Here is a 16,417-nt window from a genome sequence, read left to right on the forward strand (position 1 = left end):
TTTTGTGGGACACGTCTCGACGCGCTAGCATTGGGACGATGATCTTATCCTTGGCAGTATGCCTCTACCGGAGGGATTCAAGCACTTCAGGGGTAAAAGGGTTTTCGCCTCTCTCTAAAGCATTGACCCACTCCTGGCGCTGAGCTTTAGCTTCTTCGTCAGCTGTCCATTCAATGAAGGCTTGAAAATCGGTGATGGCCCCCTGAGTGTTGCCGGTCAGGGCTCGAGCCAAGCCGCGACTGTCGACGATGTCGCCATTGTTGGGGGACAGAGCGACGGCTTTGTCACAAGCGTACATGACTGCTTCTGCTTGGTTGTAAATGCTGCCATCCCAGCAGAGGCTATTCCAATCATCGGCTGAGATACTATTTTTTAGCTTCAGGGCATCAGCTTGGCGGTAGGCTGCTACGGCTGCTGCCAAGTTGCCGTCATTAACAAGTTGATTACCCTTAGCTAAATACCCCTGTACCGCTAGTTCTTCGGCGTAGGTTTCAGGTTCAAAGCCTAGGGTAGAATCCAGCAACTTAGCCGAGGCTAACTTAGCGGTCACTTCAGAAATTTTTCCTGCCCGGGCGAGTTCCTCTGCCTCGTCAACAAAGGTTTGAGCCTGAGCGACAATTTGAGCTTTAGTCCTTGGGTCAATGGCAAGACTGCTGTCCCAATCGACCGCTTGCTGAAATAGTTCTCTAGCCTGTTTAAGGTTACCGTCGCGGGCCAGCTTTTCACCCTGGGTAACTAGCATGGGTGCTGCCGCCACCGGTAACGAGGAGTCACGTTCTTGGCATATTGGTAATTTTATTAGTAACTCTGGAGATTGCTTTGTAAAGTAAGTGTCCAACCAGTTACAACCTTTAGCGGCTAAATCTGCTAACTGAAAGTTCCATAACTTGACGCTCTGGTCAGCACTGGCGGTGGCGATAGTCTCGCCGTCGGGGCTAAAGGCTACACTCAAGACACTGTCGCTGTGGCCTTTGAGGGTCTGTAACTCCTCCCCTTGCCGGTTCCATAACTTGACGCTCTGGTCAGCACTGGCGGTGGCGATAGTCTCGCCGTCGGGGCTAAAGGCTACACTCCAAATACCAGCGCTATGGCCTTTGAGGGTCTGTAACTCCTCCCCTTGCCGGTTCCATAACTTGACGCTCTGGTCAGCACTGGCGGTGGCGATAGTCTCGCCGTCGGGGCTAAAGGCTACACTCAAGACCCAGTTGCTGTGACCTTTGATGGTCTGTAACTCCTCCCCTTGCCGGTTCCATAACTTGACGCTCTGGTCAGCACTGGCGGTGGCGATAGTCTCGCCGTCGGGGCTAAAGGCTACACTCCAAACACCAGCACTGTGGCCTTTGAGTGTTTGCAACTCTTCCCCTTGTCGGTTCCATAACTTGACGCTCTGATCATCGCCAGCGGTAGCAATGGTCTCGCCGTCAGGGCTAAAGGCCACACTCCTGACCCAATCGCTGTGGCCTTTGAGGGTCTGTAACTCTTCCCCTTGCCGGTTCCATAACTTGACACTCTGATCATCGCTAGCGGTGGCAATAGTCTCACCGTCGGGGCTAAAGACCACACTCAAAACACTATCGCTATGGCCTTTGAGGGTTTGCAACTCTTCCCCTTGTCGGTTCCATAACTTGATGTTCTGGTCATTACTGGCGGTGGCGATAGTCTCGCCGTCGGGGCTAAAGGCCACACTCCTGACCCAATCGCTGTGGCCTTTGAGGGTCTGTAGCTCCTCCCCTTGCCGGTTCCATAACTTGACGCTCTGATCATCGCTAGCGGTAGCAATGGTCTCGCCGTCAGGGCTAAAGGCCACACTCCTGACCCAATTGCTGTGGCCTTTGAGGGTCTGTAACTCCTCCCCTTGCCGGTTCCATAACTTGACGCTCTGATCATCACTGGCGGTGGCAATAGTCTCGCCGTCGGGGCTAAAAACTACACTCGAGATCCTAGCGCTGTGGCCTTTGAGGGTCTGTAACTCCTCCCCTTGCCGGTTCCATAACTTGACGCTCTGGTCAGCACTGGCGGTAGCAATGGTCTCGCCGTCAGGGCTAAAGGCTACACTCAAGACCCAGTTGCTGTGGCCTTTGAGGGTCTGTAGCTCCTCCCCTTGCCGGTTCCATAACTTGACGCTCTGATCATCACTAGCGGTAGCAATGGTCTCGCCGTCGGGGCTAAAGACCACACTCCAGACACCGGCGCTGTGGCCTTTGAGGGTCTGTAGCTCCTCCCCCTGCTGGTTCCATAACTTGATGCTCCGATCATCACTAGCGGTAGCAATGGTCTCGCCGTCGGGGCTAAAGACCACACTCAAAACACTATCGCTATGGCCTTTAAGGGTTTGTAACTCCTCCCCCTGCTGGTTCCATAACTTGACGCTCTGATCATCGCTAGCGGTGGCAATAGTCTCACCGTCGGGGCTAAAGGCTACACTCCTGACACGATCGCTGTGGCCTTTGAGGGTTTGCAACTCCTCCCCTTGCCGGTTCCATAACTTGACGCTCTGATCATCACTAGCGGTAGCAATGGTCTCGCCGTTGGGGCTAAAGACCACACTCCTGACACTATCACTGTGGCCAATTAAGCGTTCGCGCTCATTAACCCCATACATTACTTCTCGAATAGACGATATAGCTCGAAAGCGGGTATGAGGCTCTAGACGAGTTGCATTATCACTTTGCAAAGCTTGCCCTGTGAGCATGGCTTGAGTTACGGCAGCTTCTTCCAAACCTGCTTCTAAATAGGTTTCCATGGCTAAGCTGTCGGCTAATGTTTGAGCATTAATTTTGCCCGTCAGTGCCTGCTGCTGTTGTACCCAGGCAAAGACTCCAACTCCAGTTGATACGGCTGCCAGTGACCCTAAACCGATGGCCGCTAGGCGAGTTTGCCTGAGTTTTTGCTGCTCTGCCTCGATCCGCTTACGCTGTTCTTCAAACCGTTGTTGCTCTGCCTCGACCCGCATCTGCCGCTCTTGGATCAGCTGAGCCATCAACGGCTGCTGCGACGAGCGCAAAAACGCCGCCAGGTAGTCGTGCACCAGCTGGTAGCGGTCGTCAGGGGCATTAGGCACCTGCACCACCAGTCCCGATTGAGTCAGAATTTGCAGCACCAACCCAAAGGCTTCGGCATCTACCTCAGTGTGGTTGGTAAAGGTATGTAGGTCATTCAGCAGCTCGGTCTGTGTTTTCAAGGGGCGGGTGCCTCTCTCATCAGTCAGCAAATACAGCACCAGGTTTGCCAATTTCTGGTGGGCCATCGGACCGCAGTCTCGCACCACATCGTTCAGGTACTGCTGCACCAGAGCCGCTTTAATGCTCGCCCTACTATGGGGCCACCCCTGATAGTCCGCCAGCGTCGCAATCCCCTCCGCTTGCAGCTGAGACCCCACAATTTGCAGCTCAATCGGGCGCACCTCCCCCGCCTCAGCCGCCAGGTCGGACACCACCCGCTCCACCAGGTCGGGGGCCGGGGCATAGGGCGTGGGCTGGGTCAGGTCGTCAATCACCCCCTTAGCATCGTCAGGGCTAAAGTTGCCCAGATAATAGATCCACTTTTTATCGAGAATGTTGTTGTCAATAATCGCCAGGTCCGTCAGGCGGTTGCACTCTAGCAGGTAGTGGGTATAGTCTTCGCGCAGCGACAGCACCACCTTGATATACGGCATCGCCAAACAGTCGCCCAAAAAGTTATAAAAGCGCAGACGCTCCGCTGGCTGATCGCAGGCAAAAAAGAACTCCTCAAACTGGTCAAAAATAAGCACGATGACCCGATTAACCTGAGTCTGCTGGCGCAACAGATTCAATAACAGAGTCTCTAGGTCAGCGGCATTCTCCCCCGCAGATTCGGCTAGAGCAGCTGGCCTTGGCATAGCGCCCAGCACCTCTTCCACCCAGTTGCCATAGCTCCGCAGCCGCACCGGCACCACCTGCCGCCCCCCAAACCGCTGCTGCTCCAGAGTCGGCACCAGCCCCGCCTCAATCAGCGAGCTTTTGCCCACCCCCGATGGCCCATAGACAACGGTGAGCACAAATTCATCCTGCTCTAGCCGGGTGACCAACCGGCTCACATCCTGCCTGCGGCCCGAGGCCATAATCAAGTCGGGGCCGTGGTCGCCCGTGGGCAGCGCCGGGTTAGTAATCTGCTGCTTGGGCTGTAGCCGCCCCGCCCCCACAAACGCGCGAAAGTTAAACCGACTCTCGATCGCCTCTTTTTCTCGCCGCGTCTCAAAGGCTTGCAGATAGTGGCCCTGCTCAAAATACCCTCGGCGCAGATACTCCAGCGTTTGGCTGTAGAGCCGCGGGTCATACTCCGGCTGGGTAATGCGTTGCACCTGCTCCAGCGTTTGCACCGCCGCATCCACCTGCCCTTGCCCCATCTGAGCTTTGCCCAGCGAAAACACATACCAACTGCGATGAAAACTACTCACCCAAGCGTAGAAATCGCGATCCGACACCGAGGCTTCGGCATCGCTGTCGGCAAACGGCTGAATTAACGCCAGGGCAGCTTCGGCCTGGCGCTGGGCTGCGATATAGTTCTCGTTGGCCAAGTCAACTTCCGCCAAAAAGCCCTCGGCCCGGGCCTGGCGAACTGGGTTGGCTTGGGCCTGGTGCAGTAACCGCGCCGTGGCTGCAACCGTCTCCAAAGCTTCCCACGCTTCCAGGCAGTGCAAGGCTTCGGCCCAGTAGTTAATGTAGCGAGCCATTAGCTCTAGCCGCTGGGCCTGGTCAAAGGTTTGTACGGCCTGCTCGAAGTAGCGGCACGCCTGCTGATAGGCCGGTTCAAACTCGCGGCGGTGGCGCACCGAGTAGTTGCGCCACCACAGGCCCAGGTAAAACTGCCCGTGGCCAATTTTCTCTTGCCATTGGGCAATTGTGGCAGCGCTGGGATTTTGGTCAACCAGGGCTTGCCACTGAGCCAGGCTGTGTTCGTAGTGCTCGCGGGCCTCTGGGGTGTTGTTGTCGGCAATGCGGCCCTGCACAAAAGCCAACCCCGCCAACTGCTCTGGGCTAAGGGCAATACCCTGCGCCGTCAGCACCTCCAGGCTGGCCTCTAGCTCACGGCAGCGGGCCGAGCCGGGGGTGAGGCCCAGCTCTTGGTTGCTAAGAAAGCGGTTTTCCCGCGAGTCCACCACCTGCCGCCCCACGTCGGCAATCAGCTGATCTAAAAAGGCAAGAAAAAACTCGGGCGGCGTGGCAAAGGTAACCGAGTTGGCCCAAGTGTAAAAATCTGGGGCCGTACGAATCAACTGCTTGAGGCCGTCGTCGGTGAGCCACAGCACCAGCGGAAACGGAAACTGGCGAAACTCCTCGCGAATTTGGTTGGTAGCGGTGAGCAACTGCTGCAGGTCGTGCACCCCGTCCAGCCCATAGACCATTAGGGCATTGGGAAACGGGTTACCAATCTGGCTGCGAATGGTGGTGAAGAGAGTTGTGGTGCTCGGGTCGAGGGTGATTTCGGCAAAGGAAACACTGCACTGCTGTCGCAGCTGATTTACCAACCCCTGCCGCTGCTGGGTCGAGTTGCACACCGCCAAAATCAGCTCAAACTCACCCTGAGAAAAGCGCAGCAGGCGGCAAAGCTCCTCCAGCGCTTGCTGGTTGTGGCGATCGATCTCAGAGGGCGAAACGTCAGGCATCGGGCGTGAGTTCCTTAGCGGCCAGTAGCGCGGGGTTGAGGTCAAACCAGGTTTGCCCCGCATCCCGATATTCAAACACAAACAAACTGCGCAGCAGAGCTTGATACTCGCCTTCGCCCCGCACCGCCTTTGTGCGATGCACCTCCCGCAGCAGGCCCCATTCTTCGACCTCGATCGCCTTAGTGAGATCGCTCAGCCGCAGACTAATCACCTGACCGAGCAGAGCCTGGGTGAGGGGCGGGTCGGCCTTCTTGAGGCAATCGTTGACCAGCACCAGCAAATTCCGCACGTGGCCACCGCTGGCCAAACACAGGCGATCGAGGGTTTCAGGCGAGTCAAAGATTTGCCCCAGCTGATCCAGGCGCTGGTCATCAGGCACCTCCGGAAAGGCGCGGGCCAAAATCATCTGGCGCAGAGCCTCCAGCCCCGCTTCGCAAGCGCTGCCGTCGCGGTTTTGGGTGCGCACCATGGGCAACACCTGGGGGCTAGCCCCAAACCGATTGGTCAGGTTCTCTTTTTCGTTAGAAAACGACAGCACCAGAGGGATGGTGTAGATCACATGGCAGCGCAACTGCTTGAGCTGGTCGCCCCGATCCACAAATAAGTACTCGGGTTGGCGGCGGTCCTGCACGCGGGGCTTGTTGTCGATGCGATCGAGGTTATCGACAATCACCACCAGCCCAGCCTTGCCCTGGTCGATCAGCTGCCGGTTGGCCGCGTCAATTAGCTCGCCATTGATGATGTCGAGAATGGTCTTGATGCGCGGCTCTAGATGCTGGCGCAGGAGGGCGCGCACGTCTTTGCTATCTTTGGCCTTGGTGGTAATTTCGCCAATGCCGAGGGAGAGCGAATAGGTGCCATCCGCAGCGCTGATACCCAGGTCACCACCGACCTTGATACCGCCAATTTCAGGCCCTTTAACCTTTAGCCCTGTGACCTCAGAGTTGAGCAGGTCGGCGGTGCTCTTAATTAGCTGTTGAAAGCGGCTGGGAGTTAGACGCAGCTTGGCATCCTCTAGGCTTTTGCTGACCTGCTTGGCGATCGCCAGCAAAATATCGCTGATATCCACATCCCCCATGTCTAAGTCGTCGGTCGACTCAAAGTAGACCACATGGTAGCCCGCGGCCTCTAGATCGCCCTGTAGACGAGAAAGCTCGGTCGATTTGCCACAGCCAATGTGGCCGGTAAACAACTGGCAGGTGGGCTCTTCTCCAGACAGGGTAATGGTGCGCTTCAGCTCTTGCACCAGATCGCTGCCTCGCACCGCTGAGAAGTCGATATAGTACTGCTTATCGGCGGAAGAGGTGAGGTTTAGGGTTTTGCTAGGGTTACAGGCCCGAAAAAACCGCCCTGCATCAAATGCCATGGTTTGTCGCTGCCCTATCGTTACGCTCCAACTGCCCAAACTATGGCGTATTTTCTAAGAATGAGCGACAGAAGTCCTGAAAATTTAACGGATGCGAGGAATGTGGGTTCTTTGGTAGCGTGAACCACTAGAAAAGGCAGAGGCGATCGCAGCCGCCAACTAACGCAGTGGGCAGAGCAGTACTTGCCTATACTGGCAGTACTGGCTGGAGATTAGAGCAGCACTGGCCAGGGGACAAATCGGCATCAGCCCTTTAGAAAACAGGTGAGGCAATAGGTGCCATTGCATACTTACCTGGACAAACGACTATGGAACCTCGGGAACTCGTGAAGACTTGGGTTGATACATTCAACCGCCGCGATGTGGAAGGCCTAGTAGCCTTCTACAGCGACGATGCCATTAACCATCAAGTGGCCGATGCGCCCGTCATCGGTCGCCACGCCATTCGAGCCATGTTTGCGGCGGCGTTTGCCCAGGCCGACATGGTCTGCATCGTTGAGCAAATTTTTCAGGATGGAGAGTGGGCCATTCTCGAATGGCGCGATCCTTTAGGGCTGCGAGGCTGCGGTTTTTTTCATATTCTGGACGGCAAAATTGTCTTTCAGCGCGGTTATTGGGACAAGCTGACATTTTTGCGGCTCAACGGCTTGCCCCTGCCAGATGCACCCTAACAGGGGATAGAGGCACCACTCGTGCATGAAGGATTCAATGGGGATTCCCCAAAGCGAGAGGGCAGGGGCGATCGCCCCTGCCCTCTATAATTTCTCCAGATACTCTCCTAGAAATTTGACCTCTACTTTTACCTAAAAGCCAGCATCCGATTCGGTCCAGGTGGCGCAGGGTTCAACGCTGCAGCTAGCCATCACCAGCTCAATCAAGAAGTTGCCCTCGTAGGGAGCAACTACTCCAGGCACAGCGTCAACCAGCGTATCTGAGGCTACCAGTTCACCCGACTGAGCGTCGTAGAGAAACATGTCAAGATCGCTACAGTCTTCATCGCAGCTGGCGAACACAGCCTCATCCGCCAGCAAGTAACCTTCATAGGTAATGGTTTCGCCGGTGCTGAGCCAGTCTGAGCGGGACTGAGCCTGGGCAATCGTTGCTGTGGTAGCAATCGCGATCGCCCCTAACGCCACCGTTGCCGTCATCTTCACTCCAAACTTAGTCATATTCAATGCTCCGAGGTTGATAAAAATGAGGCCAACGCCCGGTCCGTGACCAGCGATTGACCTTACCCCTAGACTGCCTCTAGCGGTATCTATTACCACACCAAGTTTTGCCAGCTCTACGGAGACTTTACTAATGTTTAAGGAAGCTGCACCAACACCCAATCGCGCACCTGGCCCAAGCGCACCGTCTCGGCGGGTAGCGCACCTAAGTCTGGGACGGCAACCCAGGCGTAGCTGCCTGGAGCTAAGGTCTGCCAGTCGTCGGTAGCGGTGCCGGGCTGGGGCGTGTAGAAGGTGATTAGCACCGCATCTTCGTCACCCAGGCCGATGCTGTTGACAATAGCGTGGACAGAGTTTTGGGCCACAATCTCTTGGAGGGGTGGAGTGGTCAGCGCCAATTTAATGTCGGGGTTGTAGTTGCCCCATAGACCAGTGGCGTAGAGCAAGGCGATCGCCCCCCATGGCCCCAACAGCCATCCCCCCTGCCAAAGTGCAGCGGATTCACCACGCTGGTGGTGGGCAGAGCGCCAGGAAACGGCCAGCGGCACTAGCCACCCCAGTCCCGCCGCGATCGCGACTAGGCCGTAGCGCCACAGCTCCTCCACCGGGAATCGCTGGGGTTGCAGCAAGGCGACACCCCCCGCAATGATCAGCACAGCCCCAATACTCGTTAGGAGCACGGTTAAACCTGTCACCAGGCGAGGACGTCGATGCGATCGGTAAAGCGCTCCTAGGGTCGTCAGGGTTAGCGCCGCCAGCAGGGCGACAAAAGGCAATAGCTGGAGTGGGTAGTACCAGGTGCGGGTCTTAAACAGGGCCAGCAGGGTAAACAGCACCAGCGGATACCCTAGCCACAGCGCTTTACGCGGGTAGGGCGACTGCCATCCTAGCCACACCCCGGGCACCGCCAGCAGCGGCCAAGGAAAAGCATTGAGAGGAATATTCCAGAAATAGTAGAGCGGGCCGACGTTGTGAAAGTCTTCCTGGGCCAGGTTGGCCAGCAGGCCAAAGGTACGCTCGAGGGGCAGCGAGCCGTAGCGCTGCACGCTGAGGGCCAGCCAGGCGATCGCAGGCACCATTCCCACCACTAGACCCAGGTAGATTCCTGGGTTAAACAGATGGCGGTGGCGGCGATGGTCAAGCAGCAGGTAGGGCACCAGGGCCATCACCACCGGAATCACCATGATGCTTTTGAGCATAAAGCCCAAGCCCACGGTGCTGCCGGCCAGCAGCCCCCAGCCCCACCGGCGCTGAGGCTGCGCTTCCGACTGAAGTAATGCCCAGATCCCGAGCAGTTCCAGCGCAGTCAGCGGCACATCTTGAGTGGCCAGCCGCGAGGCCTGCATCCAGATTGGGGTGGCGGCGAGAATCGCTGCGCCCCACAGAGCAATCTGGGGCGTCAAACATCGCAGACCGATCGCGTAGGTCAGCATCACCGCTCCCCAGCTGGCGATCGCTCCCGGCAGCCGCGCCGACCATTCACTCACCCCAAACAGTTTGTAGGAAGCCGCAATCAGCCACTGAATACCCATCATGCGATCGTGCACCGGGGCACCCCACCACTGCTGGGTAACCCAGTCCCCCGTTTCCACAATCCACCGAGCCTGCTGGGCATACAGGCCCTCGTCGTGGGGCATCAGGCTTTGCAGTGGGCTGCGCAATAGCAGCAACAGGCCCACCCACAGACTTAGCACCAGGTAGGGCGCAAGGAAGGATTTGCCAAGGCTAAACCGCCGGGTGGTCAGGCTGGAGGACAAGGGCATGGAGAGTTTCGACCTCGGGATCAGACAATTTCATCACCCTACTATAGACGGCGGCCTTGAGAGAGCCAGGTGCTACCGGTAGCCAGCCGCTTTTTCGCGGGAATGACCGCCTATGATGGTGCCTAGATCCAAGCTCAAGGGAGAAACAAGCGAAGAAATGGCGGCGGGAAGCATCGATCGACACAACCAAGAAATTCTCAAAAATGCCGAAGCTTGGCATCAAAAGCCAGCTCTGCGGGCCATCTACAAAACGTTTCACCAAACCATTGCCAACTACCTGGCCCCGCTGCCCCAGCCTACCGTCGAGCTGGGCTCTGGGGTCGCCGATATTCAGCGAGTGATCCCCGGCTGTATCCGCACCGATATCTTCCCTAACCCCTGGATTGATCGAGTTGAGAACGCCTACGCCCTTTCCTTTGCCTCCGGCAGTCTGTCGAACCTGGTGCTCTTTGATGTGTTTCACCACCTGCGCTATCCCGGCACTGCCTTCGAGGAATTCGATCGCGTGCTGGCCCCCGGTGGCCGAGTGATTTTGTTTGAGCCCTGCGTCAGCCTGCTGGGTCTGCTAGTCTACGGCGCCCTCCACCCCGAACCCCTGGCCCTTAACCAACCAATTCAGTGGCACGCGCCCCCCGATTGGGATCCAACCCAAATTGATTACTATGCCGCCCAAGGCAACGCCAGCCGCCTGTTTCTCAAAGCCAACATCCCTCAAGATTTAAACGGATTTCGAGTCGTTACTACCCAACGCTACGCCGCCATCTCCTACGTTGCCTCCGGCGGCTACTCCAAGCCCCAGCTCTACCCCACCTCGTGGCTACCGCTGATGACAGCGATCGATCGCCTCTGCGACCACCTCCCCCAACTCTTCGCCACCCGCCTACTCGTGGTTTTAGAAAAAGTCACCTAACCTACCCGCCCACTCGCCCACTCACCCACTCACCCACCCATCCACCCGCCTACCCATCCACTCGCCCACTCTTCCTACGGCCTCACAATAAACGGGTTGTCAATCCTCGACGCCCGCAGCTGTAGCACTAGCGCCTGATACACCGCCGCACAGACATCGGCGCGGCTGGCTACCCGGTTGGGGTGGAGCTGAGCAATGTCGGGCACGTTGACCACCAGACCGAGTTGCGTGGCCTTAGCAATCGCATTCACCGCATAGTCGGGAATGGTGGCGCGATCGCGGTAGCGCTCCAGCAGTCTCAGGTTGCCGGGCTGGTTGGGCAGCAGCGCCAGCCCCGAGATCAGCGCTACCCACACCTGAGCGCGCAACAAGGGATTTTCTGGCCCAAAGGTTTGATCGGGAAACCCCGAGAGAAAGCCTCCCCGGTAGGCAGTTTGAATAGCGCTGGCCCCCCAGTAGCCCGCGGGCACATCGCGAAACAGCTGGGCCGGGCGGCGCGGCGCGGGGGCAAAGGCGCGGCTAACCAGAGCGGCAAACTGGGCGCGGGTCATGCGCTGAGCGGGGTTAAAGCGGCCCGCGTCATCCCCCTGCACTAGGCCGAGGTTGAGCAAGCCCTGAATAAAGTCCAGCGCCCAGTGGGTTTGAATATCGGGAAACGATCCTTGAGCCATGGCAGCAGGGGGAGTAGCAGTAGTAGTTAAGGGAGGGGCCTTGCCCTGGGCTACTAGACCTTGGTAGATCAGCACGGCAACCTCGGCGCGGGTCATGGTTTCTAGGGGCCGCAGCTGCTCTGGGTCGGGATGGTTGATCACCAAGCCCGCCTGAGTGGCGCTGGCCAGAGCATCGATCGCATAGCTGGGAATCTGGGCGCGATCGCGATACACCCCCAGCCCGCTCGCTGGGGCCGGGGGCAGCTTCAGCCCCGCGGCCACAGCCACGATTGCCTGCACTCGCACCATGCCCTGGTTAGGGCGAAAGGTCTGGTCGGGGTAGCCGCCCAAAAAGCCCTTGCGCTGGGCCTGGTCGATAGCGCTGGCGGCCCAGTGGGTCGGTGGCACGTCCACAAAGGTGATGGCTCCCCGCACCGGGTCGAAGTTGCTGTAGCTGGCAGCCACCATAGCCGCAAACTGGCCCCGATTGATCGTTTCCTGGGGGCGATAGGTGCCGTTGCCGTAGCCCTTCACCAGACCGCGATCGGCCAGAGCCTCAATGTAGGGAGTGGCCCAGTGGCCCCCTAGGTCGGTAAAGCGGCTGGGCACCGGAGTGGCTGGAGTCAGCGGCTTGTCCAATGGTGTGGGGATTGCAGGTGCGGGAGGCGCAGGGGAAACGGTGGGGCGATCGAGCAGCACCGGCGGTACGGCGGCAGGGTCAGGCCACTGGCTGGCCAACAGATTAACTGGCCCCACCAGCCCCGTAGGAATCACGTCGTTGCCCACGAGAGTTAGCGCCGGTTGGGTGTCGTTGCGCAGATCGGCCTGGCGGTTGTAGCGCAAAATGTTGCCCGCTGGGTCGTCGGGCTGACCCAGGTCGGGGCGACCGGTGTCTTGCACTACCAGGCCAGCGGTTTGGTTTTGCACCAGCCGATTGTGCCGCAGCACTGGGCTAGCGGCCCCGGCCACCTGCACCCCCACCTGGTTATTTGAGCACTGGCAGCCGCGCAGGAGGGGGGCCGAGTTTTGACCGAGATAGATACCAGTGCCGCAGCGCTCTACCGTGCAGTCTTGCACCTCGCCCCGGGCTTGGTCGACAAAGCTGAGGCCGCGATCGCCGCAGTCATTTACCCCCGTTTTTGCCACTAGGGGACGGCTAGCCCCCGATACCTGAAGCCCCACCTTGCACTGGCTGACGCGACAGGCTCGCACTAGGGGCGCGCCCGAGCCAATTAAGATGCCAACGCCCTGAGGGTTTTGCACCGTCACCCCCCGCAGCTGGCCCTGACCCTGAATAATTAACCCTACTGAAATCGCCCCTGGCCCTGACCCGCCGCCTGCGATCGCAATCCCCTGACCCTGGGTCGATTCCTGGCCCGCGATTATCACGCCGTCCGGCACGGTGATGGGGAAGCGTTCGCCCGTGGCAGCGCTGTAGGTGCCGGGGGCGAGCTTGATCAGCGTGTTGGCCTGGGCCGCTCCGAGGGCAATCGTTAGGGTTTTGTAGGGCAGGTGGGGGCGGCCCGAGGGTTCATCAATCCCGCGGTTGGGATCCACATCGAGGGTTTTAGCTATAGTGTCCAACGGGGAGATCTCCTAACGGCAGCAGGAAATGCGGCGGTTGGCTCAGAATGTCGCTATGCCAGAATACCGTTATGATTAAGCCAGTTAAAAGGATAGGGCGAAAGTTGTGATTGCGGTTGCCGTTAGCCTAAATCTAGTGATTGCGCTGTTTTGCTTTTATGTGGCCTGGCAGGTATGGCAGTTGAGCAAAAGTCTGGGGGCCGTGGCCGACGCGCTGACGACTTGGGAGCGCAATACCCACAACACCCTCAATCCCATTGTGATTCCTCCCGCTATTTTGCGCGGCCAAGCAGGCACAGCCTACCTTAGACAACGCTACAGCCTACTTCAGCTCCAGCTTCAACGCCTTCAGCAGCTCATGGCTATGGTGGGTCTGCTGCCCCAGGCCAGCCGTTGGCTAGGAATGAGCCGCCGGTTCAGCCCCAGGGCCAACGTGGCTTCTGCTAAAAGGCGGTAGGATTGCCTTAGCTCTAGCCGGTTAAGGGATTGGGCAGAGGTCGGGGCAACGGTTTGGCAAGCACAGGATAAAGACATTATGAGCGAGAAACAGTCAGGGGGGTTTGTTGGCGGAGTGCTGCTAGGAGCCGCTATAGGCGCAGTGGCAGGGCTGCTGGTGGCTCCCCGTACCGGGCGCGAAACCCGTCGCATTCTCAAAAAATCAGCTGATGCCTTGCCTGAGCTGGTCGAAGACTTAGCCACCAGCGTCAATCTTCAAGCCGATCGCCTGTCGGAAACCGCTTTAGTTAATTGGGACCACACGCTGACTCGGCTGCGGGCGGCGATCGCCGCCGGTCAAGAGGCCAGCCGCCAGGAATATGAGCAGCTTCGCCAGTCCGCACCCGTGGTCAGCAACGGGTCTACCCAGGAGTAGGAGCACCCATTTTGGCCGACCCGCTGTTTTGGCTAGCTCTATCGTTTTTGCTGGTTGTCATCAGTCTGACGGCGGTGCTGATGGTGGCCATACCGGCCATGCGCGAGCTGGGTCGCGCTGCCCGTAGCGCCGAAAAATTCTTTGATACCCTGGGTCGCGAGCTGCCCCCCACCCTGGAGGCCATTCGTCTCACGGGGTTAGAAATAGTGGAGCTCACCGACGACGTCACTGAGGGCGTGCAGAGTGCCGGGCAGGTGGTGCAGCAGGTTAACCAAAGTATTTCTACTGCCCAGACCGGAGCTAAGCGCCTAAATACCGGCACCAAAACTTTTATGGCCGGGGCCCGCGCTGCCTGGCAAGCCTGGACGAAGAATCCGTCGCCTCAGCCACCGCCTCGCCGCCCCGCCAAATCAGCTCAGACACCTCAACCCGTTATTCAGCCTGGCGATCGCGCCCCCATCCCCACCCCACGACCGCTGGAGCTTGAGGACGGCCACAGGGAAAACCAGAGCGATGACGCGGCCTCCCCGGAGGGAAATCGCACCCTTCCCGGTAACCTTGATATCCCGCTTCCTCAGCTCGAAGAAACCACCCTTCACACGCTCCCCGAGGCTGGGCTAGAGACCATCCCCACCGCCGACTCTTCTGAGCTATTGCCCAGTCGGTCGACCCAGCAAACCCAGCACCGTCCCAGCACCGAGCGAGACTAGGGGCTTCGGCTGTTGAAATGCTTTAACCAACCAATTGAGCTGCCAGCTTTACCTCAAACACCTGCTCAAAGTAGGCCTTTTTATAGTCTAGATTCCACAGTTCTGAGGCGCAGTCGTCATTGGGGTTGGCGGCCCGCACCTCTATGGTCAGCAAGTGGGCGTCAGCATCGAAGTTGCAGTGAATGCTCTTAACAGCCCCAATTCCACGGCGATCGAGGGCCACCGCCAGGCGCAGCAGGGCGCTGAGGTGAGTAATCATCTGTCGGTGGTAGCGGGTGGGCAGATTGCGATAGTTATCGTGCTTCTTTTTAGGGGCGCTCTTACGGTGATAGCGAGCGATGTTAGCGATCACCTCCAGCTCGGTTTCGGTATAGCCCAGCAGCTCGCCATGGCGGATCAGATAGTAAGAATGCTTATGGTGCGACGAGTGGCTGACAAAATGGCCGCAGTTGTGCAGGATGGCGGCGGCCCAGAGCAGTTCTTTTTCTAGATTGCCCCAGGTGTGCAGGCTGCCTCGGGTTTGCTCAAACAGATCCATCGCAAACTCAGCCACCCGCTTTGAGCGGTCGAAGTGCACCTTATATTTCTTCGCGGTTTTGAGAATGTTGCGCTGCCGTACCGACTTTTGAAACTGCATCCGGTCTTCGATCAGACCGTGGGTGAGCATCCAGTCAACGACGACCCCCTCCCGCAGGGCACGCTCGCAGATGGTAATGCTCTCAGCATTGAGGAGCCCCATAGTTTCATGCAAAATCACCGCTCCCGCTACGACAATCTCGGCGCGGCGCGGCGACATTTCGGGCAGGGCTAGCCGCTCGGCGTAGGTGGCGTGGCGCAGGGTTTCGACCAGCCGCGAGATCTCGTCGTAGCTCATCTGAAACCCGTTAAGGGGATTGGGCACCAGGCCCAGTCGCTCGGCAGCGATGACTGCGGCTAGGCACTCAATGGTGCCCGAGGTACCCATCAGCTGCATCGGCTCTCCGTCTTGGAGATGGTGCTTAAGCTTGGTGGTGTTGGGTTCTATCATGCCCCGCACGTAGGCTCGCAGAGAGCTAAACTCGGCATCTGAAATGGGGTCAGTGGAAATAAACTGGGCCGTGAGCCGCACCGCCCCCACCTTGGTGCTGCTGAGAAAGCGATGGGGTTCGCCGGTGCCCAAAATTAACTCGGTGGAGCCGCCGCCAATGTCGATGATGGTGTGGGGCTGGCCATTAAACTCTACGCCCGAGAGCACGCCCAGGTAGATGCGCCGCGCTTCTTCGGTGCCCGAAATCAGGTTGAGGGCCAGGCCAACTTCTGTGTAAACCCGCTCAACAAATTCTTGGCCGTTGCTGGCCTCCCGCACAGCGCTGGTGGCTACCGCCACAATATCTTCGGCCTGAAGGCTAGTGGCGATCGCACAGCAGCGTTTTAGCGCCTTGATCGCCCGCTCCATAGCGGCCTCCGACAGCCCCCCCGTGGCTGCATTGAAGTCGCCTAGGCGCACGGTCTCTTTCTCGCGATCGACAATGGTAAAGGCGGGTAGATCAGGCTGAATTTTGACAACCACCATGTGAATCGAGTTAGTGCCCACATCGATGGCCGCCAAAACGCGATCGCTAGTAATTTCTGGCGGGGCAAAGTCAGAAAAATCGGTAATCGATGCGAACTCGCGGGTCGAAATAGTGCCTGTCATAGTCGCCCATGCTGCGTTTGTTTCAAATCTTACCTGTCCCGCTGCACCCCATCAGGACCGGGAATAAACTTTACTCAGACTAAATAAAGTAGG

At 58.3% G+C, this 16,417-nt stretch carries 11 protein-coding genes; 5 read left to right on the forward strand and 6 right to left on the reverse strand.

What is annotated here, in order from left to right; genetic code table 11:
- Positions 1 to 64 precede the first annotated feature (64 nt).
- Together H6F59_RS18160 and H6F59_RS18165 are read right to left on the reverse strand one after the other, a co-directional pair.
- Positions 65 to 5,626, reverse strand: coding sequence for a WD40 repeat domain-containing protein (locus H6F59_RS18160; RefSeq protein ID WP_190703335.1), 5,562 nt, complete (start codon positions 5,624 to 5,626; stop codon positions 65 to 67).
- Positions 5,619 to 6,992 (reverse strand): AAA family ATPase, encoded by a 1,374-nt coding sequence (locus H6F59_RS18165; RefSeq protein WP_190703337.1) that lies wholly within the window; start codon positions 6,990 to 6,992, stop codon positions 5,619 to 5,621. Before H6F59_RS18165 ends, H6F59_RS18160 begins: the two co-directional genes overlap by 8 nt.
- 308 nt (positions 6,993 to 7,300) lie before the next feature.
- Between H6F59_RS18165 and H6F59_RS18170 the strand changes: the two genes are divergently transcribed.
- Positions 7,301 to 7,663 (forward strand): nuclear transport factor 2 family protein, encoded by a 363-nt coding sequence (locus tag H6F59_RS18170; protein WP_190703340.1) that lies wholly within the window; start codon positions 7,301 to 7,303, stop codon positions 7,661 to 7,663.
- Positions 7,664 to 7,795: 132 nt separating this feature from the next.
- Here H6F59_RS18170 and H6F59_RS18175 read toward each other — a convergent pair whose 3' ends face one another.
- Both H6F59_RS18175 and H6F59_RS18180 read right to left on the reverse strand, forming a co-directional pair.
- Positions 7,796 to 8,161, reverse strand: a complete 366-nt coding sequence (locus tag H6F59_RS18175; RefSeq protein ID WP_190703344.1) for a hypothetical protein — start codon at positions 8,159 to 8,161, stop codon at positions 7,796 to 7,798.
- A gap of 137 nt (positions 8,162 to 8,298) precedes the next feature.
- On the reverse strand, positions 8,299 to 9,924 hold the full coding sequence (locus tag H6F59_RS18180) for a glycosyltransferase family 39 protein (RefSeq protein WP_190703349.1): 1,626 nt from the start codon (positions 9,922 to 9,924) through the stop codon (positions 8,299 to 8,301).
- Between the two features lie 112 nt (positions 9,925 to 10,036).
- Between H6F59_RS18180 and H6F59_RS18185 the strand changes: the two genes are divergently transcribed.
- A complete protein-coding gene (locus H6F59_RS18185; RefSeq protein ID WP_242021553.1) occupies positions 10,037 to 10,834 on the forward strand; it encodes a methyltransferase domain-containing protein in 798 nt (265 codons plus the stop codon).
- Positions 10,835 to 10,908: 74 nt separating this feature from the next.
- On the opposite strand, the gene H6F59_RS18190 is transcribed toward H6F59_RS18185, so the two are convergent.
- Positions 10,909 to 13,068, reverse strand: coding sequence for an S-layer homology domain-containing protein (locus H6F59_RS18190; protein WP_190703352.1), 2,160 nt, complete (start codon positions 13,066 to 13,068; stop codon positions 10,909 to 10,911).
- Between the two features lie 106 nt (positions 13,069 to 13,174).
- Here H6F59_RS18190 and H6F59_RS18195 point away from each other — a divergent pair, with 106 nt between their 5' ends.
- The 3 genes from H6F59_RS18195 to H6F59_RS27380 all read left to right on the forward strand — a co-directional run bounded on the left by H6F59_RS18195 (position 13,175) and on the right by H6F59_RS27380 (position 14,649).
- Positions 13,175 to 13,525 (forward strand): hypothetical protein, encoded by a 351-nt coding sequence (locus tag H6F59_RS18195; protein WP_190703356.1) that lies wholly within the window; start codon positions 13,175 to 13,177, stop codon positions 13,523 to 13,525.
- Between the two features lie 78 nt (positions 13,526 to 13,603).
- On the forward strand, positions 13,604 to 13,939 hold the full coding sequence (locus H6F59_RS18200) for a YtxH domain-containing protein (RefSeq protein WP_190522372.1): 336 nt from the start codon (positions 13,604 to 13,606) through the stop codon (positions 13,937 to 13,939).
- A gap of 11 nt (positions 13,940 to 13,950) precedes the next feature.
- Complete coding sequence (locus H6F59_RS27380) at positions 13,951 to 14,649, forward strand: DUF948 domain-containing protein (protein WP_190703359.1); 699 nt, start codon at positions 13,951 to 13,953, stop codon at positions 14,647 to 14,649.
- A gap of 22 nt (positions 14,650 to 14,671) precedes the next feature.
- On the opposite strand, the gene H6F59_RS18210 is transcribed toward H6F59_RS27380, so the two are convergent.
- Positions 14,672 to 16,324, reverse strand: a complete 1,653-nt coding sequence (locus H6F59_RS18210) for a Ppx/GppA phosphatase family protein (protein ID WP_190703362.1) — start codon at positions 16,322 to 16,324, stop codon at positions 14,672 to 14,674.
- Positions 16,325 to 16,417: the final 93 nt, after the last annotated feature.

It is taken from the genome of Nodosilinea sp. FACHB-141, from assembly GCF_014696135.1.
Classification (GTDB): domain Bacteria; phylum Cyanobacteriota; class Cyanobacteriia; order Phormidesmidales; family Phormidesmidaceae; genus Nodosilinea.

What these genes read in the sequence shown, in the direction of transcription:
- H6F59_RS18160 (WP_190703335.1), bottom strand. Translation starts at nt 5,626, where the DNA reads ATGCCTGACGTTTCGCCCTCTGAGATCGATCGCCACAACCAGCAAGCG.
- H6F59_RS18165 (WP_190703337.1), bottom strand. Translation starts at nt 6,992, where the DNA reads ATGGCATTTGATGCAGGGCGGTTTTTTCGGGCCTGTAACCCTAGCAAA.
- H6F59_RS18170 (WP_190703340.1), top strand. Translation starts at nt 7,301, where the DNA reads ATGGAACCTCGGGAACTCGTGAAGACTTGGGTTGATACATTCAACCGC.
- H6F59_RS18175 (WP_190703344.1), bottom strand. Translation starts at nt 8,161, where the DNA reads ATGACTAAGTTTGGAGTGAAGATGACGGCAACGGTGGCGTTAGGGGCG.
- H6F59_RS18180 (WP_190703349.1), bottom strand. Translation starts at nt 9,924, where the DNA reads ATGCCCTTGTCCTCCAGCCTGACCACCCGGCGGTTTAGCCTTGGCAAA.
- H6F59_RS18185 (WP_242021553.1), top strand. Translation starts at nt 10,037, where the DNA reads ATGATGGTGCCTAGATCCAAGCTCAAGGGAGAAACAAGCGAAGAAATG.
- H6F59_RS18200 (WP_190522372.1), top strand. Translation starts at nt 13,604, where the DNA reads ATGAGCGAGAAACAGTCAGGGGGGTTTGTTGGCGGAGTGCTGCTAGGA.
- H6F59_RS18210 (WP_190703362.1), bottom strand. Translation starts at nt 16,324, where the DNA reads ATGACAGGCACTATTTCGACCCGCGAGTTCGCATCGATTACCGATTTT.